Source organism: Pseudomonas folii, from assembly GCF_014357575.1.
Lineage (GTDB): Bacteria > Pseudomonadota > Gammaproteobacteria > Pseudomonadales > Pseudomonadaceae > Aquipseudomonas > Aquipseudomonas folii.
This window is the reverse complement of sequence record NZ_JACONW010000036.1, coordinates 1-22,052: the sequence shown is the minus strand read 5'-3', so window position 1 is coordinate 22,052 and position 22,052 is coordinate 1. Positions and strand designations below refer to the sequence as shown.

Sequence of the window (22,052 nt, the reverse complement as noted above, 5' to 3'; positions counted from 1 at the left end):
CAATTAAGTTAAGTGGGTAAAGCGCTCTCTGACGAGCGTTCGGTTACTGCAAAAAGCACAAACCCGATAACAGCATACAAGGCTGTTATCGGGTAAGGCTCATGTCTTACTTGATGCGCTGGCCGGGTTTGGCACCGCTATCAGGGCTAAGCAGGTAAATTTCTTCACCACCCGGGCCTGCGGCCATCACCATGCCTTCCGAGATGCCGAAGCGCATTTTCCGCGGCTTGAGGTTGGCGATCATCATGGTCAGACGACCCTCAAGCTCGGTCGGGTTCGGGTAGGCGCTTTTGATGCCGGAGAACACGTTGCGCTGCTCGTCACCGATATCCAGCGTCAGGCGTAGCAGTTTGTCTGCCCCTTCAACATGCTCAGCCTTGAGGATCAGGGCGACTCGCAGGTCAACTGCCGCAAAGGTATCGAAATCGATCTCGGCAGACAGCGGATCCTTGACGAGCTCACCGTTACCCTCGGGGGCTGCACCGGTATCGGTTGCGCTGGCCGTCAGGTCTTCTTTCGAAGCGGCAGTCATGGCTTCAACCTTGGCTGGATCGATGCGGCTCATCAGGGCCTGGAACGGGTTGAGCTGATGATTGCTCAGCAGCGTCTTGTGATCATCCCAGGTCAGTGGCGCAACGTTGAGAAATTTCTCGGCGTCGGCAGCCAACAGTGGCAATACCGGCTTGAGAAAAATCACCAATTGCCGGAACAGGTTGATGCCCAGTGCGCAAACCGCCTGCACTTCATCCTGTTTACCTTCCTGCTTGGCCAGCGACCAGGGAGCCTTGTCGGCAATCCAGGCATTGGCCCGGTCCGCCAGACCCATGATTTCGCGCATCGCGCGGGCGAAGTCGCGTGCCTCATAGGCTTCCGCGATACCAGGCGCTGCGGCCAGAAATGCGTCGGTCAATTCCGGGGCTGCATTTTCAGCCACCATGACACCGGCATTGCCTTTGTGAATGAAGCCGGCACAACGACTGGCAATGTTCACGACCTTGCCGATCAGGTCCGAGTTGACCTTCTGTACGAAGTCGTCGAGGTTCAGATCGAGGTCGTCCACACCTTTGCCCAGCTTGGCTGCGTAGTAATAACGCAGGTACTCCGGCGACAGCTGATCCAGATAGGTGCGGGCCTTGATGAACGTGCCCCGCGATTTCGACATTTTCTGGCCATTGACGGTCAGGTAGCCGTGTACGTTGATACCGGTCGGCTTGCGCAGGCCAGCACCTTCAAGCATTGCTGGCCAGAACAGGGCGTGGAAGTTGACGATGTCCTTGCCGATGAAGTGATACAGCTCGGTGGTCGAATCCTTGGCCCAGAATGCATCGAAATCCAGATCCGGACGGCGCGCGCAAAGGTTCTTGAAGCTGGCCATGTAACCGACAGGAGCGTCCAGCCATACGTAGAAGTATTTGCCCGGCTCATCAGGGATTTCGAAGCCGAAGTAAGGTGCGTCGCGGGAGATATCCCACTGCTGCAGGCCGGCATCCAGCCATTCGGCGATCTTGTTTGCCACGGCATCCTGCAGGGTGCCGCTGCGTGTCCAGCTTTTGAGCATGGCGTCAAAGGCTGGCAGGTCGAAGAAGAAATGCTTCGAGTCTTTCAAGACAGGCGTAGCGCCGGAAATCGCCGATTTCGGGTCCTTCAGGTCAGTGGGGGCGTAGGTCGCACCGCACTTTTCGCAGTTGTCGCCGTACTGATCCTCAGTGCCGCATTTCGGGCACGTGCCCTTGATGAAGCGGTCGGCCAGGAACATTTTCTTTTCTGGGTCGAAATACTGGGTGATAGAGCGAGTAGCGATATGCCCGGCATCGCGCAGGCGGGTGTAGATCATGCTCGACAGCTCGCGGTTTTCATCCGAGTGCGTCGAGTGGAAATTGTCGAAGTCCACCAGGAAATCACTGAAGTCGGCGCTGTGTTCCGCCTTGACGTTGTCGATCAGTTGTTCCGGGGTGATGCCTTCCTTTTCTGCGCGCAGCATGATTGCCGAGCCGTGAGCGTCGTCCGCGCAGACATAAATGCATTGGTTGCCGCGGTGCTTCTGGAAGCGCACCCACATATCGGTCTGGATGTACTCAAGCATATGGCCAAGATGGATCGAACCATTGGCATAGGGCAGGGCGCTGGTAACGAGGATCTTGCGTGGCTCGGACATGGGGCTCGGCTACTTGAAGTGAAACGGAGGTCGGCCACTATAAAGGTCTGAGTGATTTTTTTCATCCTGTGCTGACTGTAGGAATGTGCGCTTTGAATCCTTGCGCATCGCCTGTAGGAGCGCGCTTGCCCGCGATTGCGGTATTTCAGTCGAAATATTACCGCCCGGTCTGACGCTATCGCGGGCAAGCGCGCTCCTACGGGAATGATGATTCCAGCGAAACCATGCCGGTGGCACGCAGAAGCGTTAGGATAGCCGCCTGTTTTAGTCTGTCTTTATTCGGGAGTAGCCCATGAGCGCTGTTAATCGCGCAGCGGTGGAAGCCGTTCTTCGCCAATATACCGATCCTTATCTGAATCAGGACCCCGTCACCGCCGGGTGCGTGCGTGCCATTGAGGTTCACGGCGAGCGCGTGAGTGTCCAGCTTGAACTGGGTTACGCGGCCGGTCTGTTCAAAAGTGGCTGGGCGCAGATGCTGCAAATTGCCATTGAAGGCCTGGAGGGTGTGACCTCGGCCAAAGTGGATATCACCTGCGTGATCGAGCCGCACAAGGCGCAAGGGCAGATCCCGGGTCTGGCCAATGTGAAGAACATTGTCGCCGTAGCGTCCGGCAAAGGCGGCGTTGGCAAATCCACCACGGCGGCGAATCTGGCGTTGGCGTTGTCTCGCGAAGGTGCGCGGGTCGGCATTCTGGATGCTGATATCTATGGTCCGAGTCAGGGCGTGATGTTCGGTATTGCAGAAGGTACGCGGCCTAAGATCAAGGATAAGAAATGGTTCGTGCCGATCGAGGCCCACGGTGTTGAAGTGATGTCCATGGCCTTTCTGACCGATGACAACACGCCGATGGTGTGGCGCGGTCCTATGGTTTCCGGTGCATTGCTGCAGTTGATTACGCAAACGGCGTGGAATGATCTGGATTACCTGGTCATCGACATGCCGCCGGGTACGGGTGATATACAGCTGACGCTGGCCCAGAAAGTCCCGGTCGCAGGTGCTGTGATCGTCACCACGCCTCAGGATCTTGCACTGCTGGACGCGAAGAAAGGCGTCGAGATGTTCCGCAAGGTCAATATTCCGGTGCTTGGCGTCGTGGAAAATATGGCTGTACACATCTGCTCGAACTGCGGTCACGCTGAGCATTTGTTCGGTGAGGGCGGTGGCGAGAAGCTGGCCTCGCATTATGACGTTGAGCTGCTGGCTTCATTGCCGTTGTCGATGCTGATCCGCGAGCAGGCCGATGGTGGTAAGCCGACGGTTATTGCTGAGCCGGAAAGTCAGATCGCGATGGTCTATCAGGAACTGGCGCGACATGTAGGTGCACGGATTGTGCTGCAGGAAGCGGCCAGCCCGGCGATGCCGAGTATTTCTGTCAGCGACGATTAGCATGTAGCGCTCTAATCATGCCGTAGGCCCGGCTTTGGCCGGGAGGGAGCCGGTACGCAATGCAATTATATCGGCCGCACTGGCGCCCTCCCGGCTAAAGCCGGTCCTACGGAAATCAGCAGGCATTTCCTACGGGCATAAAAAAACCCCGCCGAAGCGGGGTTCTTTAAGCGAATAAGTACAAGTTAGATAACTTGAACTTCTTCAGCTTGCATGCCTTTCTGACCGCGGGTAGCGATGAAAGAGACCTGTTGGCCTTCTTTCAGGCTTTTGAAGCCGTCAGATTGGATAGCTTTGAAGTGTACGAACAGGTCGTCACCGGATTGTGGAGTGATGAAGCCGAAGCCTTTTTCATCATTGAACCACTTAACGGTACCAGTTTGGCGATTAGACATGGTGTATCTCCTTGGACAAAGTTAACTGCGACTCAGGAAGTGCCCTGGCCGAGACTGAGTGCAAAGAGCAGGAAAAATTCTTGGAGATGGTTGGATCGAAATTCAACATCGTGTAGAGATTCTCAGTGACACAAGCAACACAGTGACGCCACCTTAACGCTTTTTTTTGAGCATGCCAACCGTCAATTGAGGATTATTTCCATTCATGGGGAAAAGCATTGGCTGGCACGCTGCTACAGGCTTTGAACACGGCGCCGTGGCCCGGTAAGATGCCGGACATGTTTTTTCACCCAGCTATCAGGACATCGCCATGAGCATCAAATCGGACAAGTGGATTCGCCGCATGGCGCAGGAGCAGGGCATGATCGAGCCCTTCGTCGAGCGCCAGATGCGTGGCGAAGGTGCCAGTCGTCTCATCTCTTATGGCGTTTCCAGCTATGGCTACGATGTGCGCTGTGCAGATGAATTCAAGATTTTTACCAACATCAATTCTGCAATCGTTGACCCGAAAAACTTCGATGAAGGCAGCTTTGTCGACGTGAAAAGCGACGTTTGCATCATCCCGCCGAACTCGTTCGCCCTGGCCCGCACCGTCGAATACTTCCGCATCCCGCGTAATGTGCTGACCATCTGTCTGGGTAAAAGCACTTATGCACGCTGCGGCATCATCGTCAACGTGACCCCGCTTGAGCCGGAATGGGAAGGTCATGTGACGCTGGAGTTCTCCAACACCACCACACTGCCTGCGAAAATCTACGCAAACGAAGGCGTGGCACAAATGCTTTTCCTCGAGTCCGACGAAGAGTGTGAAGTGTCTTACAAGGACCGTGGCGGCAAATATCAAGGGCAGCGCGGCGTTACCTTGCCTCGCGCTTAACTGATATTTGTTACCGTTAACGCTGGCGAAATTGAATTAGTCCTCAATTCGGCACTCTATTGACTGAATCGCTTCTCCTCACACTGCGTGGGTAGGGGATAACGCTCAGGAGTACCTTATGAAGAGACAATCGAATGCCAGCGCCCAGGGGGCTGACCCGCGAGAGAATCACGTGGGTCTGCTTGCCTTGTCGTTACTCGCCTATCCGCAGTTCAATATGGTTGGCGGCGGTATTCCAGGCCAACCAGGGCCAGATGGGCCGGGAGACAATCCCGATCCGATTGAACCCGGTAGCCCAACCGTTCCCGACGAGCCACCACCGGCTCCGGTTGCCTGAATAATTTTCTTGTCACTGCTGGCGCATGCATTGGCCAGCAGTGCTGCTGATGACGTCCAGGTCATGCTCGATCAGGCGCTTATTGGGGTTGAAAGCGCAGGCATGAATCGTTTCAGCCGGTCGCCCACACCGCACCATCCCCCACCACGTAAATTCTGCTGTCTTCCTCACGTTCTACTTTGTACCCGCCGGTGAATGCGCCGAACGCGGGCAATAGACTCGTGCGCTCATTGAGATAGAAACAAGCCAGTCGCAACCGCTGACGTCCACGCCCCTGCAAGTGATAAACCGGATGAACATGCCCGGCCAGCACATGATGAGTCGGGTGCGGATGGGGCTCATGCTGCAGCGCGAACGGCCCTAGCAGTAGAGGCTCCGGTACGGTCTCGATCATCAGATCCGAGGGCGGATCACCCGCGTGTTTATCGTGATTGCCGCGGATCAGCGTGATTGCCAGCGTCGGATGTCGTGATCGCCAATTGCTCAGTGCCTCTAGCGTTGACGGGGTGCGTGATTGCCTCGCATGCAGGAAGTCACCGAGGAAGATCAGCCGATCACAGGGATAGCTTTGCAGCAGATCATCAAGGCGCTGCAAATTGTTCTGGGTCGTGCCTTGTGGCACCGGTTGTCCAAGCGCACGAAAGGCAGCCGCTTTGCCAAAATGCACATCGGCGATCAGCAGAGCTCTGTATTCGGGATAGTAAATCGCTTTTTCAGCCAGCAACCACAGTTCCGCACCTGCCAGTTGTACAGGGACGTGAGGGTTCATGTGGCGTCAGGTCCTGCTGCTTTTTCCAGATCGCGCACCATTCGGGCAATCCGGTCGGCGAGTTTTTCCGAACTCAGGCTTTCTCGCATGCGTTCCACCAGCAGGGGAAACGCCATAGGCGTAGCGCGTTTGATCAAATGTACGTCCAGCGTGCGTTGGTTGATGCGTTGCAAGGTGTGCTCCAGTCTCGTGACATCCAGCTCCTGACGCAGAACCTCTTCCTGAGCCTGGGTCAGCAGCAGATTGCCAGCGTCGTATTGTTTGAAAACTTCAAAGAACAACCCACTGGATGCCTGCAGTTGCCGGTTGCTCTTCGGCGCACCCGGATACCCGGAGAATACCAACCCGGCAATACGGGCAATTTCCCTGAAGCGTCGCAGGGCCAGTTCGCCCGCGTTGAGGCTGGCCATGATGTCGTTCATCAGGTGTTCTTCACTGAACAGCTCAGGGTGCAGTTGTGCCTGCCAATCCAGTTCGGTGGCGCTGAGCAGCTCAAAGCCGTAGTCGTTGACAGCGATGGAGAAGGTCAGCGGTGTATGGCGGCTCAGTCGCCAGGCCAACAGGCTCGCCAGCCCCAGATGCACATGACGACCGGCAAAGGGGTAGAGAAACAGGTGCCATCCCTCACGGGATTTCATGATTTCTGCCAGCAGGGTATTTTCCTGGGGCAGGGCGGACCACTGCCGCTGGACTTCCAGCAAGGGTTTGACGGCCTGCATTTCCGGGCTGTTGAATTCTCCGTGAGCGGCTGCGTCGAACTTTGTCACCACCGCAGCCGCCAGTTCGCTGGAGAGCGGCATGCGCCCACCATTCCAGCGAGGAACAGCGGCTTTTTTGCTGGTGGCCTTTTTCACATAGGCGGTCATGTTTTCCACGCGTACCAGCTCCAATAGCCGCCCACTAAAGAGAAAGCCATCACCGGGTTTCAGTCGCGCAATGAACCCTTCTTCGACGCTGCCCAGCGAGCCACCGCCGCCACCTTTTTTCCAGTACTTCACGTTGATGCTGGCGTCGCTGACGATGGTGCCAATGCTCATGCGGTGACGTCTGGCAAGGCGCGCGTCCGGCACCCGCCAGATGCCATTTTCGTCAGGCTCTACGCGTCGGTAGTCCGGATAGGCGGTCAACGAATGGCCGCCATGACGAACGAAAGCCAATGCCCATTGCCACTCGTCATCGGTCAGTTCTCGATAAGCCCAGGCAGTACGGACTTCGTGTAACAGCGTTTCAGGATCGAAGCCGCCGCCCAGCGCCATGCTGACCAGATGCTGGACCAGTACGTCGAGAGGTTTATGCGGCGACTCTCGAGGCTCGATCATCCGTGCCGCAACCGCGTCATGGGCCGCAGCGGCCTCAACCATTTCCAGGCTATGCGTTGGCACCAGCGTCACCCGCGACGGGCGGCCCGGCGCATGGCCTGAGCGCCCGGCGCGTTGCATGAGACGTGCGACGCCTTTGGGTGAGCCGATTTGCAGCACGCGTTCGACGGGCAGAAAGTCCACACCCAGGTCGAGACTGGACGTACACACCACCGCTTTGAGCTGGCCATCCTTCAGGGCGCGCTCGACCCAGTCACGCACTTCCCGCGCCAGTGAGCCGTGGTGCAGGGCAATCAGTCCGGCCCAGTCGGGACGAGCTTCCAGCAGGGCCTGATACCAGATTTCCGATTGTGCACGAGTATTGGTGAATACCAGGCAACTGGCGCTGCTGTCCACTTCTGCGAGTACTTGCGGCAGCATCCGCAGGCCCATATGCCCGGCCCACGGAAAGCGCTCGATGGACGGCGGCAACAGGGTATCCACCCGCAGCTCTTTAGTGATTTTGCCTTGAACACTGACGCCGCCTTCACCGACCAGCACTTCCTGAGCGTGCTGTTGATTGCCAAGCGTCGCAGAAACGCCCCACACGATCAGACCCGGATTCCATAGGCGCAAGCGGGCCAGTGCCAGTTGCAACTGAACGCCGCGCTTGTTGCCGATCAGTTCGTGCCATTCATCCACGACCACCATTTTCAAGGTCGAGAACGTGCTTTGAGCGTCAGCACGGGTCTGCAGCAGGGTCAGGCTTTCGGGCGTGGTGATCAGCGCAGTGGGCAGTCGCCGCCCTTGTCGGGCGCGTTCGCTGCTGCTGGTATCGCCTGTGCGCAGGCCGACGCTCCAGGGGATGTCCAGATCTGCCAACGGAGCTTCAAGCGCCCTGGCCGTGTCGGCGGCCAGTGCGCGCATGGGAGTTATCCACAACACGCTCAACGGGGCTGCAGGCGGTTTGCGCTTGCGGGGTTTGGTGTCGGCAGATGGCTTGGCGGATTGTGCGAAGCGGTTCAGCGCAGCAAACCACACCGCGTAGGTTTTACCTGAACCTGTGCTGGCATGCAGCAGCCCGGATTGTCCTTGCTTGACGGCCAACCAGACCTCTTTCTGAAAAGGAAAAGGTTTCCAGCTGCGTTCCGAAAACCATCGCTGAGCGAAATCGGTAGGTCTGCTCATGCGCCGCTGTGTGCTCTGAAAGGGGGTATTTCAGAGACAGCGGGGCGAGGGGATTAGTTTTGTTGGATAGGCAGGTCTTACCAACGCCGGACCTGCGGGAGATTCGATGTCTGCCCGCAAGCTGACGTGGGACCGGCTTTAGCCGGGAAGGCTGACTGGCAGACGCCACACATTCAGCGGCTGCCCCGGCCTCTTCCCGGCTGAAGCCGGTCCCACGTCATCAGCCCACAGGTCATCACCTGTCACAGGCTATTTCAAATTCCCACTAAGAAACTGCTGCAGCCGCTCGCTTTTAGGGTTGCCCAGCACTTCATCCGGGTGCCCGGACTCTTCGATCTGGCCCTGGTGCAGGAACACGATCTGGTTGGCGACTTTGCGGGCGAAGCTCATTTCGTGAGTCACCATGATCATGGTCCGGCCTTCTTCAGCCAGGCCCTGAATCACTTTGAGCACTTCACCGACCAGTTCCGGGTCGAGCGCCGAAGTAGGCTCGTCAAACAGCATGATTTCCGGTTCCATCGCCAACGCTCGGGCAATGGCTACGCGCTGCTGCTGACCGCCAGAAAGGAACGCCGGGTATTGATCGGCAACACGTTCCGGCAGGCCAACCTTGTCGAGATACTTGCGGGCGCGGGCTTCGGCTTCTTCTTTTGAAACCCCCAGCACCCGGCGCGGTGCCATGGTGATGTTTTCCAGCACGGTCATGTGCGCCCACAGGTTGAAATGCTGGAACACCATGGCCAGACGGGTGCGGATGCTTTGCAGTTCGTCCGGGTCGGCGACGCGCATGTGGCCCCTGTCGCTCACCATGCGGACTTGCTTGCCGTCCAGGCTCATGGCGCCATCGTTGGGCTGTTCGAGGAAGTTGATGCAGCGCAGGAACGTGCTTTTGCCGGAGCCACTGGCGCCGATCAGGCAGATGACATCGCCGCTGCTGGCTTTGAGCGAAACACCTTTGAGTACTTTGTTATCGCCGTAGCTTTTATGCAGGCCATCGATGGTCAGTTTGTACATGACAAGCAAGTCCTCAAGGAGAAAGTAGGTAGCCGCTACGGTAGGCTTCGGTGCCTGCGACGTGAGCGATGACCATGCCGGCGGTGGCCATGCGGCGTAACGAGCGCGCATAGAGCAGTCCGGAATTGAACGTGTGGATCGGCATGACGGCGTCGCTGATCGGGTCGATGACTTCTGCGATCAACTGGCCCGCCTCGACGTATTCGCCGGGTTGGGCGCAAAACACCAGTAGCCCGCCGACCGGCGTAGCGACGGGTTCCACCGCCGCCAGTGGCGTGGCTGGATACAGTAATTCCGGAGCAGTCGACACTTCGCCGCCAATGGCACCGAAATGGATCAGATAATTGATCAATGCCTGACAGTCGCGGCTGGCCAGCGCGTGATTCACATCGCCCTGGCCGCGCAGCTCCAGAGTTACGGAGAAACTGCCCATGGGAATCGCAAAGCGATCACCAAAGCGCTGTTGCAATTGCCACCAGACCAGCGTGAAGCATTCATCGAACGACTGGCCACCGGAGTCAGTGGCCAACAGGCTGGCCTGAGCGCCGAGGTAACGCGAGAGCATTTCCACCTGTGGCCAGGCTTCAGGCGTGGTGTACAGGTGCTCGACGGATTCGAAGTCGCAATGCAGGTCCAGAACCATGTCGGCATCGCAGGCAAGACGTTGCAAGGTCAGGCGTTGCGATTGCAGCTGGGTCGATGCGATCTGCGCTTCAAGCGCTTTGCTCAGGCTGCGGCGGATCAGCCGGATGTTGTGCTGCGGATCGTCGTTTAGCTGGGTTTCAACGTCATCGCCCACTTGTGCGCCGAGGTCGACAAACCAACGGTTGAAGTTCTGTCCGCTTTCCAGCTCATAACGGCCCAATGGAACGTCCATCAGGACCTGTTCCAGGCCGATGGGATTGGCCACTGGCACGACGACGATTTCACCCAGCAGTAAACCGGCATTTTCCAGCTCACTCAGACGCTGCTTCAGGTACCAGGCAACCAGCATGCCCGGCAGCTCGTCGGCATGCAGCGAGGCCTGGATAAAGACCTTGCAGGCGCCGTCTTGCGGACCGTAGTGAAAACTGTGGATCTGCCGCGCAGTGCCCGGCACCGGCGCGAGCAGATCGTGGGTTTCATGACGCATGGGCAGGTCCTAGTGAGTCGGGCCGAGAAAGGCCAGCCAGCGGCGTTCGGCAAGGCGGAACAGGCCGACCAGGATGAACGTGACGCACAGGTAAATAATGGCGGCGATACCGAACGACTGGAACGTCATGAAGGTGGCCGAGTTGGCGTCTCGAGCGACTTTGAGAATGTCCGGCACAGTGGCGGTGAAGGCCACAGTGGTCGAATGCAGCATCAGGATCACTTCGTTGCTGTAGAAGGGCAGCGAGCGACGCAGGGCCGACGGCATGATCACGTAAGCGTAAAGCTTCCAGCCGGTCAGTCCGTAGGCTTTGGCGGCTTCGACTTCGCCGTGGTTCATGCTGCGGATCGCCCCGGCGAAAATCTCGGTGGTGTACGCGCACGTGTTCAGGGCGAACGCCAGGATCGTGCAGTTCATCGCATCGCGGAAGAACGAGTCGAGGATCGGCTGCGCGCGTACGGCTTCGAGGCTGTAGATACCGGTGTAGCAAATCAGCAGCTGTATATAGAGGGGCGTGCCGCGAAACAGATAGGTGTAGAACTGCACCGGCCAACGAACCCAGCAATTGCTGGACACGCGAGCGATGGACAGCGGGATCGAGACCAGAAAGCCGATGGCGATCGAAGCGCTGAGTAGCCACATGGTCATGGCGAGGCCGGTGATGTGTACGCCGTCGCTATAAAGGAAGGGGCGCCAGTATTCCTGAAGCAGTTCGATCATCGTTGAGCCTCCCGGCTGCCTGCGGAATACCGCCGTTCAGCCCAACGCAGGGCAAAGTTCGAAGCGCTGGTGATCAGCAGGTAAATCAATGCAGCGAGGACCAGGAAATAAAACAGTTGGTAGGTGCTTTTGCCGGCGTCCTGTGCGGCCTTGACCAGATCGGCCAGACCGATGATCGACACCAGCGCAGTGGCCTTGAGCAGCACTTGCCAGTTGTTACCGATACCCGGCAGGGCAAAACGCATCATCTGCGGGAATACCACATAGCGGAACCGCTGTGCGCGACTGAGGCCGTAAGCGGTGGCGGCTTCGACCTGTCCACGCGGCACGGAAAGGATCGCACCACGGAAGGTTTCGGTGAAGTAGGCACCGTAGATGAAACCGAGGGTGATCACGCCTGCGCTGAAAGGATCAATTTCGATGTAGTCCCATTCCATTGCGTCGGTCAGCTGACTCAGCCAAGTTTGCAGGCTGTAGAAGATCAGCAACATCAACACCAGGTCGGGAACGCCACGGATCAGCGTGGTGTAGAGCTGCGCCGGCATCCGCACGATGGCGGCGCTCGACAGTTTTGCACTGGCGCCGATCAGTCCGAGCACAATGCTCACGAACAGCGACAGCAGCGATAATTTAACGGTCATCCACGTCCCTTCAAGCAGCAGAGGGCCAAAGCCTTTGAGGCTGAAGGTGGAGAGTCCGAGGGTTTGCAGCAGCGTATCGAACATGGGTAAAGCCTTTAACGGTCAATAAAACAAAACGCCCATGGAAATCGGCGGTGGATGATCGCCGAAATCCATGGGCGTCGGGGTGTTATTTACCGCTATACAGATTCAGATCGCCGAAATGCTTCTTCTGGATCTCGGCATATTTGCCGTCGTCGTGTAACGCTTTGATACCTTTATCCAGCAGGGCCTTGAGCTCTTTGTTACCTTTCGCGATACCGATCGCGGTTTTGGAAGGCAGCAATTCGCTGTCGATTGGTTTGCTGACTTCGTAATCGGCACCTTGTGGTGACTTCAGGAAGCCCAGTTCGGCTTGCAGCATGTCCTGAATGGACGCATCAAGACGACCGGAAACCAGGTCGGCGTAAACCTGATCCTGGTTGGCATAGGCCTGGGTTTTCACGCCTGCCTTGTCCAGCACGGCTTTGGCATAGGCTTCCTGAATGGTGCCTTGCTCGTAGCCCACGGTTTTGCCTTTCAGGCTAGCCGGGTCAGCCGTCAGGGCTGCACCTTTTTTGAACACCAGGGACGTCGGGCCGGAGAACAGCTCGTTGGAGAAGTCGATGACTTTCTCACGCGCCGGGGTAACGGTCATCGACGAGATGACGCCGTCGAATTTACGCGCTTTCAGGCCTGGAATCATGCCGTCGAAATCGCTTTCAACCCATTTGCATTTAACTTTCAGCTCTTCGCAGATAGCGTTGCCCAGGTCGATGTCGAAGCCTACCAGGCTGCCGTCAGCGGCTTTTGATTCGAAAGGTGCATAAGAAGGATCAACGCCAAAACGCAGTTCCTTGTATTCCTTGGCCATTGCATTGCCTGCAGCGAGACAAACAGCCAATGCAGAAAGGGTCAGCCATGCTTTTTTCATCGTTCAGTCCTTAAAACCAAATTGAGCGTTGGGAACACGCGAGGCTTGCTACCGGCGGGTGCCAGACCACAGAAGATAGCAATTTCCGAACCAAAGATACGAACGTGCGTTTTAAATGTACGGAGTTGTCGCAATGTTGACTGCCAGTGGTATGCCACTATTCACGCAATTACTCGTTTCTCTGTTGGAGCGAGGCTTGCCCGCGAAGAGACCTATGCATCTCATGAACGTGTGTACACGCGGTAAAGCATTCGCGGGCAAGCCACGCTCCAACAAGGTGCGTGACCGGTGTCGCGACCCAAAAAAGGGCGGCATCCTACCCCAGCAAGTCCTGCAACGTCGACAAGCTATCGGCCTCGGCGACTGATTTATCCTGCCGCCAGCGCAACATACGGGGAAAACGTACCGCAATCCCGCTTTTGTGGCGTTTTGACAGCGCAATCCCTTCGAAGCCCAGTTCGAATACCAGGCTTGGAGTCACACTGCTGACCGGGCCGAATTTCTCGACGGTGGTCTTGCGCACAATGGCGTCGACCTTGCGCATTTCCTCGTCGGTCAGGCCTGAATAGGCTTTGGCGAATGGCACCAAGGTGCGCTCGCTTTGTCCGGGCGGGCCGTCCCACACCGCGAACGTGTAATCGCTGTACAGGCTGGCGCGCCTGCCATGGCCACGCTGGGCGTAGATCAGCACCGCATCGACGCTGAATGGATCAACCTTCCATTTCCACCAGACGCCCATGTCTTTGGTGCGCCCGACGCCATACAGAGAGTCCCGGGATTTGAGCATCATGCCTTCGACGCCCAGGCTGCGAGAGGCTTCACGCTGGACACTCAAGTCCAGCCAGTCTTTGCCATTGATCACCGGGGAGGGGAGCAGCACAGGGCTTTGGCAGGTTTCAATGACCTTTTCCAGTTGGCTGCGTCGCTCATGTTGCGGGCGGCTGCGCCAATCATGCTCCTGCCATTCCAGCAGGTCGTAAGCGAGCACTACAACGGGCACTTCTTCGAGGATTTTCTTGCCCAGCGTTTTACGGCCGATACGCTGCTGCAGGAGCGCGAAGGGCTGCACTGATGGTTGAGCCTGCGTGGCCTCTGGCGGGGATTCAGCGCTGAGGGAAAACTCCGCGCCCTCAGTTACTTCCTGTTCTGCTGGTTTCCAGACGACAATTTCGCCGTCGATGACCGTCCCGTCGGGCAAGCTTTGCACCAGGCTGTGCAGCTCAGGGAAGCGGTCCGTGACCAGTTCTTCACCGCGAGACCAGATCCACAAGCGACCTTCGCGCTTGACCAGTTGTGCGCGAATACCGTCCCACTTCCATTCCACTTGCCAGTTTTCCGCAGGCCCCAGCAGGCTCTCGAACTGATCCACCGGCTGCTGCAAGGCGTGGGCGAGGAAAAACGGATAAGGCTGACCGCCACGCTGGGCGTGCTCGTCAGCCGATTCGGCTGCGATCAGTTTAAGGAAACCTTCGGCGCTGGGCCGGTGAGACAAGTCGGTGTAACCCACCAGGCGTTGCGCCACGCGTTTGCTGTCGATATCGGCCATGGCGGCGAGGGCGCGAGTGACCAGTAATTTTGAGACGCCGACCCGAAAACTGCCGGTGATCAGCTTGATGCAGACCATCAGGCTGACCCGGTCCAACTGCCCCCAGAATGTCGGCAGGCGCTCGGACAGTTCTTCTGGAGGCAAGCCCCGCAAAGGCAGCAGCTTGTCTTCCATCCAGACGGCCAGACCTTCGTCAGAGTCGTGTTCGGCCTCTGGTAATAGCAGCGCCAGAGTTTCTGCCAGGTCACCGACGGCCTGATAGCTTTCTTCGAACAACCATTCTGGCAGCTTGCCCAGGGTCATGGCTTGTTCGCGCAACAGTTTGGTGGGCACCAGTTGGCGTGGGCGTCCGCCGGAGAGGAAATACACTGCCCACGCCGCATCCTGCGGCGGCACCTTCGCGAAATAGTCACGCATGGCGGCCAGCTTGGCGTTGCTGGAGGTGGTGGCGTCCAGTCGGGAATACAGCTCGGCGAAGGCTTTCATGCCGAGGCCTCGCTCGACTCTTCCGGTTTTGTTTCCGCCGTTGTCGAGTCTTCCTCTTCGCCATATTCGGTGACGAAGCCCTGGGCATCGAGTCCGGACTCGCGCAGGTAACGCACCAGCACTGCTACTGAACCGTGGGTCACCATCACTCGCTCGGCACCCGTCTGCTCGATTGCCCATAGCAGGCCCGGCCAATCGGCGTGATCCGACAGCACAAAGCCTCGGTCTACGCCGCGTCGTCTGCGTGTGCCGCGCAACATCATCCAACCGCTGGCGAAGGCATCACTGAATTCGCCAAAGCGTTTCATCCAGGTGCTGCCGCCTGCTGAGGGAGGTGCGAGGATCAGCGCCTGACGCAGGGCCGGATCGGTTTTCTTGAAGTCGCCGGCGTACTGGGTTTCAGGAATTCGCACCCCGGCTTCCCGATAAACCCGGTTCAACGGCTCGACCGCACCATGAACCAGAATCGGCCCGATCTCCGGGTCGATACCGTGCAGGATGCGTTGCGCCTTGCCGAAGGAGTAGGCGAATAGCACGCTGGCCTTGCCGACTGCGGCATTGGCCCGCCACCAGTCGTTAATACCAGCGAAGATCTGCGACTGCGGCTGCCAGCGATAAATCGGCAGGCCGAACGTCGATTCAGTGATGAAGGTATTGCAGCGCACCGGCTCGAACGGCTCGCAGGTGCCATCCGGCTCGACTTTGTAATCTCCGGACGCCACCCAGACTTCGCCTTTGTACTCCAGCCGGACCTGCGCCGAACCTAACACATGCCCGGCTGGATGCAGGCTCAGTTTGACGCCGTGGTGCAACAGGGTTTCACCGTACGCCAGGGTTTGCAGGTTGATGTCCTGCCCGAGCCGCGAACGAAGAATGCCTTCGCCTGGCGCGGCGGCCAGATAGTGTTCATTGCCGGTTCGCGCATGATCGCCGTGGGCGTGGGTAATGACCGAGCGCTCCACTGGACGCCACGGGTCGATGTAGAAATCTCCGGGCGGGCAATACAAACCTTCGGGACGCGCGATAACAAGATCCATGGAATAACCGACTGGATGGGCTTGTTAGTTATGAGGGCGGGGTAGGGGAGGAAGTTCGACGCTTTAACACAGGTTCGTAGGACCGGCTTCAGCCGGGAGGGTGCCGGTACAGACGCTGCATCTGCTTCGTCAGAAATACAGCCCTCCCGGCTAAAGCCGGTCCTACGGTTATGTGGTGTCCGTAGGAGCGGCTTCAGCCGCGAGGGATATGCGCGCGAAACCAGCGATTATTTCCCAGGCACCAGCGTCAGCCGCTTGCTGCCATAAGCCCGTTCGTAATTCTGGGTTTGCAGCGGGATCGTCTGGTACTGGCCTTTCAGCCAAGGTTCAATGCTGTTGGTGTAATACGGGCTGGCCGGGTTGCCGGACTGGCCGATGTTGATCAGGCCCAGCATCGGTTCGCTTTGGCCGAAGTCGATGATCATGCGCATGGCGGGTACCAACGGGCTGTCGAAGTTCTGACCCCATGGATACGTCGCGACGTTCAGCGTGTTGTGGTCACCCCCTGTTGCACTTGGGCCACGGTTAAAGCTGTTGGCGGCGAAGTCGCTGCTTTGCAGGGTCGAGCGATGCAGCTTGCCCCACTGCCAGGCTTTGCGATCAGTGCCCATCAGACTGTCACCGGCAGTGATTGCTGCCGCCAGACTGCGGGCCAGAATCGCGGGTTTGTCTTCTTTCTGCGGGGTTTTCACGTCATCCCAATATGGGCTGTCTTCGCGTCCCAGCAAGTGATCGGCTTGTGCCGAGTACGACAGGCTGGCGTTCTGCACCAGTGCTTTCCACGCCGGGCTGGTTTCCGGGCCAAGCTCGTCAAGGAAGGTCTGCTTCGCGCTTTCCTGCAGGAACAGCTCATAAAGCGCCGCATCAGCAGATGTCGGAGTGAGTTTGCCGTCGAATGCCATCAACCGTGTAAACGCTTCCCGCGCTTTGCTGCGCTCAGCTTCAGGCAAGGCGTCTATGGCCTGTTTCAGCGGTTTGACCATGCCGGGAGCTTCAAACATCTTTCTCAGCTTGGCGGCGAAGGTCGTGCTCTGATCGTATTGCATGGCAATGACGCTGCGGGTGTCCTGCTTGCCACTGTTGGCCAGCTCCGCAATACGTTCGGCGCGCTCCGGGGCTTTCCACGAGTTGGACAGCTGCATACCGTAACCTTTCGGGAAGGTGCGCTGGTTGGCGGTGGCGATCCAGCCTTGCTGCGGGTTTTGATCGTAAGGGTGCAGCATCGAATCGGCGAAGCCATCCCAGTCGTAACGGCTTTCCCAGCCCGGCGAAGGCAGCAAGCCCAGGCCTTCACGGCGATTTGGATAGCGACCGGTGACTTGCCAGGCGACGTTCGACGCATCAGCAAACACCATGTTCAGCGCGATGGCACGGATTTCACGGCTGGCATCGAAAGCCTTGTCGACATTCGGTGCGCGGGACAGATCGAAGAAGGCGTCCAGACTCTTGTCGTCTTTGAAGTCCGGCGTTTGTAACGCCAGACCCAGCCCGTTGTTTAGCTGGCCTTCACTCGGGTTGCTATTGAGCAGCGCGCCGTGACGGGTCGCAAAAACGGTTTCACGAATCGGACGGCCACCTTTTATGAGGAAAGTTTCTTCATGGGCTGTTGCGGGCAGCCACTTGCCATCCGCCAGGTACATCAGGCGATTGTTCTCACGTTTCAGCTTTTCCAGAAACAGGTCCTGGTTGTCGCCCATCACCGACGCCATCGACCAGCCCAGCTTGCCGTTGAAACCACTCAGAATCAGCGGCAGACCCGCGATCGTGGCGCCAGCGGCCTGATACTTCGGTGCGCGGATTTGTACGAAGCTCCACGCGGAATTCAATCCGGCAGGCAATTGCACGTCGTTGGCCAGCAAGCTTTTGCCGGTACGGCTGCGTTGCGGCGCGATAGCCCAGTTACTGGAGGCAGCGATGCCCAGCATGTTCAGGTCGGTCAATTGTTGGGCGACTTTATTAAGATCGCCCAGGCCTGAAACCTGCCCGCCAAGGTTCAAGCCCTTGAGCTTGTCGGCTTCGGAAAACGGCAGTTCTTCGTCCGGATACGTCGGGACCAGCCAGGCCAGCTTGTCGGTGCCGACTTTCTGCGCCAGCAGCAGTGAGGACAGTTCTTCCTGCAGGTTTGCCGACTGGCTGAAGTTCAGCAGACTGAAAATCAGCGCCGAGTCCTCGGGCTTCCAGTAATCCGGGCGATAGCCAGAGCTGGCCAGATCCGCAGGCAGATTGTCGCGGTAGCGGAACAGGTAAGCGTTGACGCCACGGGCATAGACTTCGAAGAAGCGTTGCAGACGCGGGGTTGAGGCGTTGTAAAGCTCGCTGGCGCTCTTTTTCAGATTCGCTGCGCGCATCAGACGGTCGATATCCAGTGCGCCTGGACCGGCCATCTCCGACAGTCGACCTTGAGCCAGCAGGCGCATGCTCAGCATTTGCGTAATGCGGTCGCTGGCGTGCACGTAGCCAAGCGTGAACAGCGCGTCGTGAAAGGTGCTGCTTTCAATCAGCGGCATGCCGAGGTTGGTGCGCCGCAGGGATACGTTCTGAGCCAGGCCTTTGACCGCAACAGTGCCGGATGCTGGCGGCAACGAGTCGCTATCGCCGCCGCCCAACTGGCAGCCAGCAAGACTCAACAAGCCCACCGTAGCGGCGGCAGCACCGAACCGGTTTACGACTTTGGAACGGGCTGGTGAGGCCATGGCAAAACTCCTGCGGGGGCTTAACGTATAAAAAGACGCTACGTTAGAGAGCGCGCAGGCACCACGCAAGCGGGGAGAGCGAGTTTATTTCAGGATTTTTCAAAGGTCGTGGGGCTATTGGCAAATGTGGGAGCAACCGGGACGTGGAGTCTTGGGGGACGAGGCAGTGTCAGGTTGACCGTCTCGCCAACAAGTTGCCTCCTACCTGGACCGCGTGACACGACTCTGTTCGGTAGGAGCGAACTTGTTCGCGAGCCTTCAGGCCTTAGCCTGCGGTGGATTCACCTGATCAACCAGCGCATACGCCCGCCTGGTTGCCTTCCGATCACCGACTGCATCGAACCAGCGCTTGAGGTGCGGGAAGTCGTTCAGGTTCAGCTCTTGCCAGGTATGCCGTGCGATCCACGGATAGATCGCCATGTCGGCGATGCTATATTCACTGCCTGCGACGAACTCGCGATCGGCAAGGCGCCTGTCCAGCACGCCATACAACCGCGCGGTTTCATCAGCATAGCGCTTGATCGCGTAAGGAATCTTTTCTTTGGCGGATCGCCTGAAATGATGATTCTGACCCGCCATCGGCCCCAGTCCGCCCATTTGCCAGAACAGCCATTGCAGCGCTTCTTGCCGACCTCGCAGGTCTTTCGGGATGAACTGGCCGGTTTTTTCAGCCAGATACAGCAGGATCGCACCGGACTCGAACAGGCTGATCGGTTCACCGCCATCGGCAGGCGCGTGATCGACGATGGCCGGGATGCGGTTATTCGGGGAGATTTTCAGGAATTCGGGTTTGAACTGATCGTTCTGGCCGATATTGACCGGGAAGACCTTGTACGGCAGACCGGCCTCCTCAAGAAACATCGACACTTTGTGGCCGTTGGGTGTGGTCCAGTAATGCAGATCGATCATCAAAAACTCCTGTTGGATGGAACGGACTGCCTGTTTTACTCCCCCACGCCCCCGGCCATACAAATGAAAACGGCCTGCAATGCAGGCCGTTCGAGCTTCACGTCAGCTTACGCGCCGTGGCACTTCTTGAATTTCTTGTCGCTGCCGCATGGGCAAGGATCGTTGCGGCCAACGTCCTTCAAGGCGTTACGCACCGGCTCGTGATGGGCATGGCCGCAGTTCGGACCATGGACATGGCCATGTTGGTGGTCGTGATGGGCATGGTCATCGTGATCGTGGTTGCAATCGGGGCCATGCACATGGGCTTGCTGGTTCATCGGGTCACTCCGGAATAAAATTGCCGGGCATTATCTCGCCGTTGCGTCCAATACGCACGTTATGCCGAAACAAAAAGCCGGTCTTGAGTTTGCCTTCGAGCCGGTAATGGATCGGCTGGTCGGTTTTTTTCAGCATTTTCGCGATCTGCTTCAAGTCCTTCCAGAGATTGGTCCGGATCGGCACCACGAAATTCCTGCTGCTCTGGCCATCGACCACGAACCAGTCGGTGGACTCGCCTTCAGCCAGCACTACGTCGTTAAGCATGATTTTGTAGCGCAGGCTGCGCACCAGCAGGCTGCGATCATTCGGGTTTTCGACGCGAAAGCGCAGCTTGAAGTCCTGCTGCAATAGCCTGGCCCTTACCACGTCCACTTTGAGCAGGTGCACTTGAGGCTCCTGATAGTCGCTGACGCGTACGGACGAGCAACCGTTCAGCAGCGACAACAACAGGCCAAAGCCCAGGACTCGTATGACATGCGCCTGTGAAAACATGTGGATGCTCCATGTGAAGCCATTGTTTGACAAAGCGACTGCCCATTCCTTTTTGATAAAGCTGCGGCATACTTCTCGCACGTGCACCCAGAGTATGACCAATGAATCTGTATGAAATTATATTCAGTGGCCAATTGGTCCCCGGTGCCCAATTGGACAAGGTCCAGGCCAACCTCGGCAAGTTGTTTCAGAGCGACGCGCAACGGCTGGAGCTGCTGTTCAGTGGTCGTCGACTGGTCCTGAAAAACAATCTCGACAGTGAGGCCGCAGAAAAGTATCGCTCCACTCTGGAACGCGCCGGGGCGCTGGTCGAAGTGCTGGAAATGCAGGCGATCAAGGCTGAGACGGATGCCGTCGCCACGCCCTCTGCACAGCCCGGCCGACTTCAGGTTACTCCGCGGGACGTGTACATGGCGGCCTTTGTTGCCGTTGATGCACCGGATCTTGAAGTGTGCGAGGTGGGCAGCGATATGCAGGATCAAAAGCCTGCACCTCTGGCGCCATCCGTGGATTTATCGCAGTTCAGTCTGGCCCCGGCTGGCAGCGTGTTGGGTCAGTTGCCGAGTACACACGCCGGTCCTGTTCCAGACACTTCACACTTGAAGCTCGTTTGAAGCGTGCAGTCTTTTAATTCACGTAGCTGGCGCAGCACTTTTTATACTTTTGTTCACTGCCACACGGGCAGGCATCGTTACGTCCGGCTTTGAGTCCTGCGTTGGGATCGATGAAATACCAGCGGCCCTGATTCTGTACAAAAGAAGAACGTTCCCGGTGGCTGTGCTCACCGCTGCCGTCATGCCAGCGGGCGGTGAACGTGACGAAAGCATGTTCAGGTTTACCGCCGAACACTTCTGAGCTTTCCACTTCCAGACCCAGCCAAGTGCTTTGCAGGCTCCACTGACTGATCGACTCGCGGTCCAGTCCGGCCTTCTGCACGGGCAGCGTGGTGTCGACCAGGTAATCAATCAGGCCGAGCACGTAGGCGCTGTAACGTGAACGCATCAGTTTTTCGGCGCAGGGCGTAGGTTGGCCCGCGTGGAACGGTCCGCAACAGGCTGCCAGCAGATCCCCGCTACCGCAGGGGCAAATCGCGCTATTCATAGCTCACCACCAATATTTGCCAAAGTTTTCCGGATTGGCCCAGAACCGTGCGTTGAGCCAATCGGGTACTTGTTTGTATTCGCGTAAATCGTAGGTGTACAGCGTCAGCACCTGCTCATCGCGGGTGAAACGCTCACTGGCCTGCAGCGCCAGTGAATAGAAGTCTGTGTCTTTCCAGCCACACGCCTGCAGGTCCGCCAGTACGGCGATACGGCTGGCGTTGAGGTTACGGATGCCGCCGAGCAGCTCCAGGCCTTCGCGCTTGGTGATGTGTTCGAGGCAATCGACCACAAGGGCAAGGTCAAAACGTTGCGCGGCCAGATCCTGCGGCAGCACACCAGGTTTGGCGTGGGCCAGTCGAGTGCCGGGATGGGCTTCCTGAAATGCCTGTAACGCCGGGAACGCCTCGGCACCGATCAACAGCAGGCGTTCGGGAGCCTGCAAGTCGAGCAGGGCGGCCAGAGCCTGTTGCGGTGTGCGCGTGGAAAAGCCTTCGCTCATCAGAAATCCTCTTTATGACCTGCAAGACTAGCCTGTGGTGAGGCGTGGGCCTAGCCCTGGAGTTCACATAGCGTCGGTAGGAGCCAACTTGTTGGCGAGGCGGG

Annotated in this window: 21 protein-coding genes; 4 read left to right on the top strand and 17 right to left on the bottom strand. The window is 58.0% G+C overall.

From position 1 onward, the window contains the following. Positions 1-106: 106 nt before the first annotated feature. Positions 107-2,155 carry a methionine--tRNA ligase gene (gene metG / locus H8S59_RS10110; protein ID WP_187521328.1) on the bottom strand — a complete coding sequence of 683 codons (2,049 nt, stop codon included), beginning with the start codon at positions 2,153-2,155 and terminating at the stop codon, positions 107-109. Between the two features lie 292 nt (positions 2,156-2,447). Between metG and apbC the strand changes: the two genes are divergently transcribed. Continuing rightward, positions 2,448-3,542 (top strand): iron-sulfur cluster carrier protein ApbC, encoded by a 1,095-nt coding sequence (gene apbC / locus H8S59_RS10105; RefSeq protein ID WP_187521327.1) that lies wholly within the window; start codon positions 2,448-2,450, stop codon positions 3,540-3,542. Between the two features lie 185 nt (positions 3,543-3,727). On the opposite strand, the gene H8S59_RS10100 is transcribed toward apbC, so the two are convergent. Beyond that, positions 3,728-3,937, bottom strand: a complete 210-nt coding sequence (locus H8S59_RS10100) for a cold-shock protein (protein WP_002554837.1) — start codon at positions 3,935-3,937, stop codon at positions 3,728-3,730. 310 nt (positions 3,938-4,247) lie between these two features. On the opposite strand from H8S59_RS10100, the gene dcd reads away from it, so the two are divergent. Both dcd and H8S59_RS10090 read left to right on the top strand, forming a co-directional pair. Beyond that, positions 4,248-4,814, top strand: coding sequence for a dCTP deaminase (gene dcd / locus H8S59_RS10095; protein WP_027898447.1), 567 nt, complete (start codon positions 4,248-4,250; stop codon positions 4,812-4,814). A gap of 118 nt (positions 4,815-4,932) precedes the next feature. Then, positions 4,933-5,151 carry a hypothetical protein gene (locus H8S59_RS10090; RefSeq protein WP_095101270.1) on the top strand — a complete coding sequence of 73 codons (219 nt, stop codon included), beginning with the start codon at positions 4,933-4,935 and terminating at the stop codon, positions 5,149-5,151. A gap of 112 nt (positions 5,152-5,263) precedes the next feature. Here H8S59_RS10090 and pdeM read toward each other — a convergent pair whose 3' ends face one another. The 13 genes from pdeM to H8S59_RS10025 all read right to left on the bottom strand — a co-directional run bounded on the left by pdeM (position 5,264) and on the right by H8S59_RS10025 (position 20,346). Beyond that, entirely contained in the window at positions 5,264-5,920 is a 657-nt protein-coding gene (gene pdeM / locus H8S59_RS10085) for a ligase-associated DNA damage response endonuclease PdeM (RefSeq protein WP_095101268.1), read from the bottom strand. Continuing rightward, positions 5,917-8,406, bottom strand: a complete 2,490-nt coding sequence (locus H8S59_RS10080; protein WP_187521326.1) for a ligase-associated DNA damage response DEXH box helicase — start codon at positions 8,404-8,406, stop codon at positions 5,917-5,919. Before H8S59_RS10080 ends, pdeM begins: the two co-directional genes overlap by 4 nt. A gap of 249 nt (positions 8,407-8,655) precedes the next feature. Further along, positions 8,656-9,420 carry an ABC transporter ATP-binding protein gene (locus H8S59_RS10075; protein ID WP_027898451.1) on the bottom strand — a complete coding sequence of 255 codons (765 nt, stop codon included), beginning with the start codon at positions 9,418-9,420 and terminating at the stop codon, positions 8,656-8,658. A gap of 13 nt (positions 9,421-9,433) precedes the next feature. Next, on the bottom strand, positions 9,434-10,552 hold the full coding sequence (locus H8S59_RS10070; RefSeq protein ID WP_187521325.1) for a succinylglutamate desuccinylase/aspartoacylase family protein: 1,119 nt from the start codon (positions 10,550-10,552) through the stop codon (positions 9,434-9,436). Between the two features lie 9 nt (positions 10,553-10,561). Then, positions 10,562-11,272, bottom strand: a complete 711-nt coding sequence (locus tag H8S59_RS10065) for an ABC transporter permease (protein ID WP_187521324.1) — start codon at positions 11,270-11,272, stop codon at positions 10,562-10,564. Beyond that, positions 11,269-11,997 carry an ABC transporter permease gene (locus H8S59_RS10060; protein WP_095101260.1) on the bottom strand — a complete coding sequence of 243 codons (729 nt, stop codon included), beginning with the start codon at positions 11,995-11,997 and terminating at the stop codon, positions 11,269-11,271. The genes H8S59_RS10065 and H8S59_RS10060 overlap by 4 nt, the downstream gene beginning before the upstream one ends. A gap of 85 nt (positions 11,998-12,082) precedes the next feature. Continuing rightward, a complete protein-coding gene (locus H8S59_RS10055) occupies positions 12,083-12,865 on the bottom strand; it encodes a transporter substrate-binding domain-containing protein (RefSeq protein ID WP_095101258.1) in 783 nt (260 codons plus the stop codon). 316 nt (positions 12,866-13,181) lie between these two features. Beyond that, positions 13,182-14,897 carry an ATP-dependent DNA ligase gene (locus tag H8S59_RS10050; protein WP_187521323.1) on the bottom strand — a complete coding sequence of 572 codons (1,716 nt, stop codon included), beginning with the start codon at positions 14,895-14,897 and terminating at the stop codon, positions 13,182-13,184. Continuing rightward, positions 14,894-15,934: a ligase-associated DNA damage response exonuclease gene (locus tag H8S59_RS10045; protein ID WP_187521322.1), complete on the bottom strand. Its 1,041-nt coding sequence runs from the start codon at positions 15,932-15,934 to the stop codon at positions 14,894-14,896. The genes H8S59_RS10050 and H8S59_RS10045 overlap by 4 nt, the downstream gene beginning before the upstream one ends. A gap of 227 nt (positions 15,935-16,161) precedes the next feature. Beyond that, complete coding sequence (locus H8S59_RS10040; RefSeq protein ID WP_187521321.1) at positions 16,162-18,627, bottom strand: penicillin acylase family protein; 2,466 nt, start codon at positions 18,625-18,627, stop codon at positions 16,162-16,164. Positions 18,628-18,885: 258 nt separating this feature from the next. Then, positions 18,886-19,536: a glutathione binding-like protein gene (locus H8S59_RS10035; protein ID WP_187521320.1), complete on the bottom strand. Its 651-nt coding sequence runs from the start codon at positions 19,534-19,536 to the stop codon at positions 18,886-18,888. Positions 19,537-19,643: 107 nt separating this feature from the next. Continuing rightward, positions 19,644-19,853, bottom strand: coding sequence for an SEC-C metal-binding domain-containing protein (locus tag H8S59_RS10030; RefSeq protein WP_187521319.1), 210 nt, complete (start codon positions 19,851-19,853; stop codon positions 19,644-19,646). Between the two features lie 4 nt (positions 19,854-19,857). After that, entirely contained in the window at positions 19,858-20,346 is a 489-nt protein-coding gene (locus tag H8S59_RS10025) for an LEA/WHy family protein (protein ID WP_187521318.1), read from the bottom strand. A gap of 101 nt (positions 20,347-20,447) precedes the next feature. Here H8S59_RS10025 and H8S59_RS10020 point away from each other — a divergent pair, with 101 nt between their 5' ends. Then, a complete protein-coding gene (locus tag H8S59_RS10020) occupies positions 20,448-20,960 on the top strand; it encodes a hypothetical protein (RefSeq protein ID WP_187521317.1) in 513 nt (170 codons plus the stop codon). A 13-nt stretch (positions 20,961-20,973) separates the two neighbouring features. On the opposite strand, the gene H8S59_RS10015 is transcribed toward H8S59_RS10020, so the two are convergent. Both H8S59_RS10015 and H8S59_RS10010 read right to left on the bottom strand, forming a co-directional pair. Further along, on the bottom strand, positions 20,974-21,447 hold the full coding sequence (locus H8S59_RS10015; protein ID WP_095101242.1) for a YchJ family protein: 474 nt from the start codon (positions 21,445-21,447) through the stop codon (positions 20,974-20,976). A gap of 3 nt (positions 21,448-21,450) precedes the next feature. Next, positions 21,451-21,948, bottom strand: a complete 498-nt coding sequence (locus H8S59_RS10010; protein WP_187521316.1) for a DUF6231 family protein — start codon at positions 21,946-21,948, stop codon at positions 21,451-21,453. Positions 21,949-22,052 lie beyond the last annotated feature (104 nt).

Coding starts and splice junctions, on each gene's coding strand:
- metG (WP_187521328.1), bottom strand. CDS start 2,155: ATGTCCGAGCCACGCAAGATCCTCGTTACCAGCGCCCTGCCCTATGCC.
- apbC (WP_187521327.1), top strand. CDS start 2,448: ATGAGCGCTGTTAATCGCGCAGCGGTGGAAGCCGTTCTTCGCCAATAT.
- H8S59_RS10100 (WP_002554837.1), bottom strand. CDS start 3,937: ATGTCTAATCGCCAAACTGGTACCGTTAAGTGGTTCAATGATGAAAAA.
- dcd (WP_027898447.1), top strand. CDS start 4,248: ATGAGCATCAAATCGGACAAGTGGATTCGCCGCATGGCGCAGGAGCAG.
- H8S59_RS10090 (WP_095101270.1), top strand. CDS start 4,933: ATGAAGAGACAATCGAATGCCAGCGCCCAGGGGGCTGACCCGCGAGAG.
- pdeM (WP_095101268.1), bottom strand. CDS start 5,920: ATGAACCCTCACGTCCCTGTACAACTGGCAGGTGCGGAACTGTGGTTG.
- H8S59_RS10080 (WP_187521326.1), bottom strand. CDS start 8,406: ATGAGCAGACCTACCGATTTCGCTCAGCGATGGTTTTCGGAACGCAGC.
- H8S59_RS10075 (WP_027898451.1), bottom strand. CDS start 9,420: ATGTACAAACTGACCATCGATGGCCTGCATAAAAGCTACGGCGATAAC.
- H8S59_RS10070 (WP_187521325.1), bottom strand. CDS start 10,552: ATGCGTCATGAAACCCACGATCTGCTCGCGCCGGTGCCGGGCACTGCG.
- H8S59_RS10065 (WP_187521324.1), bottom strand. CDS start 11,272: ATGATCGAACTGCTTCAGGAATACTGGCGCCCCTTCCTTTATAGCGAC.
- H8S59_RS10060 (WP_095101260.1), bottom strand. CDS start 11,997: ATGTTCGATACGCTGCTGCAAACCCTCGGACTCTCCACCTTCAGCCTC.
- H8S59_RS10055 (WP_095101258.1), bottom strand. CDS start 12,865: ATGAAAAAAGCATGGCTGACCCTTTCTGCATTGGCTGTTTGTCTCGCT.
- H8S59_RS10050 (WP_187521323.1), bottom strand. CDS start 14,897: ATGAAAGCCTTCGCCGAGCTGTATTCCCGACTGGACGCCACCACCTCC.
- H8S59_RS10045 (WP_187521322.1), bottom strand. CDS start 15,934: ATGGATCTTGTTATCGCGCGTCCCGAAGGTTTGTATTGCCCGCCCGGA.
- H8S59_RS10040 (WP_187521321.1), bottom strand. CDS start 18,627: ATGGCCTCACCAGCCCGTTCCAAAGTCGTAAACCGGTTCGGTGCTGCC.
- H8S59_RS10035 (WP_187521320.1), bottom strand. CDS start 19,536: ATGATCGATCTGCATTACTGGACCACACCCAACGGCCACAAAGTGTCG.
- H8S59_RS10030 (WP_187521319.1), bottom strand. CDS start 19,853: ATGAACCAGCAAGCCCATGTGCATGGCCCCGATTGCAACCACGATCAC.
- H8S59_RS10025 (WP_187521318.1), bottom strand. CDS start 20,346: ATGTTTTCACAGGCGCATGTCATACGAGTCCTGGGCTTTGGCCTGTTG.
- H8S59_RS10020 (WP_187521317.1), top strand. CDS start 20,448: ATGAATCTGTATGAAATTATATTCAGTGGCCAATTGGTCCCCGGTGCC.
- H8S59_RS10015 (WP_095101242.1), bottom strand. CDS start 21,447: ATGAATAGCGCGATTTGCCCCTGCGGTAGCGGGGATCTGCTGGCAGCC.
- H8S59_RS10010 (WP_187521316.1), bottom strand. CDS start 21,948: ATGAGCGAAGGCTTTTCCACGCGCACACCGCAACAGGCTCTGGCCGCC.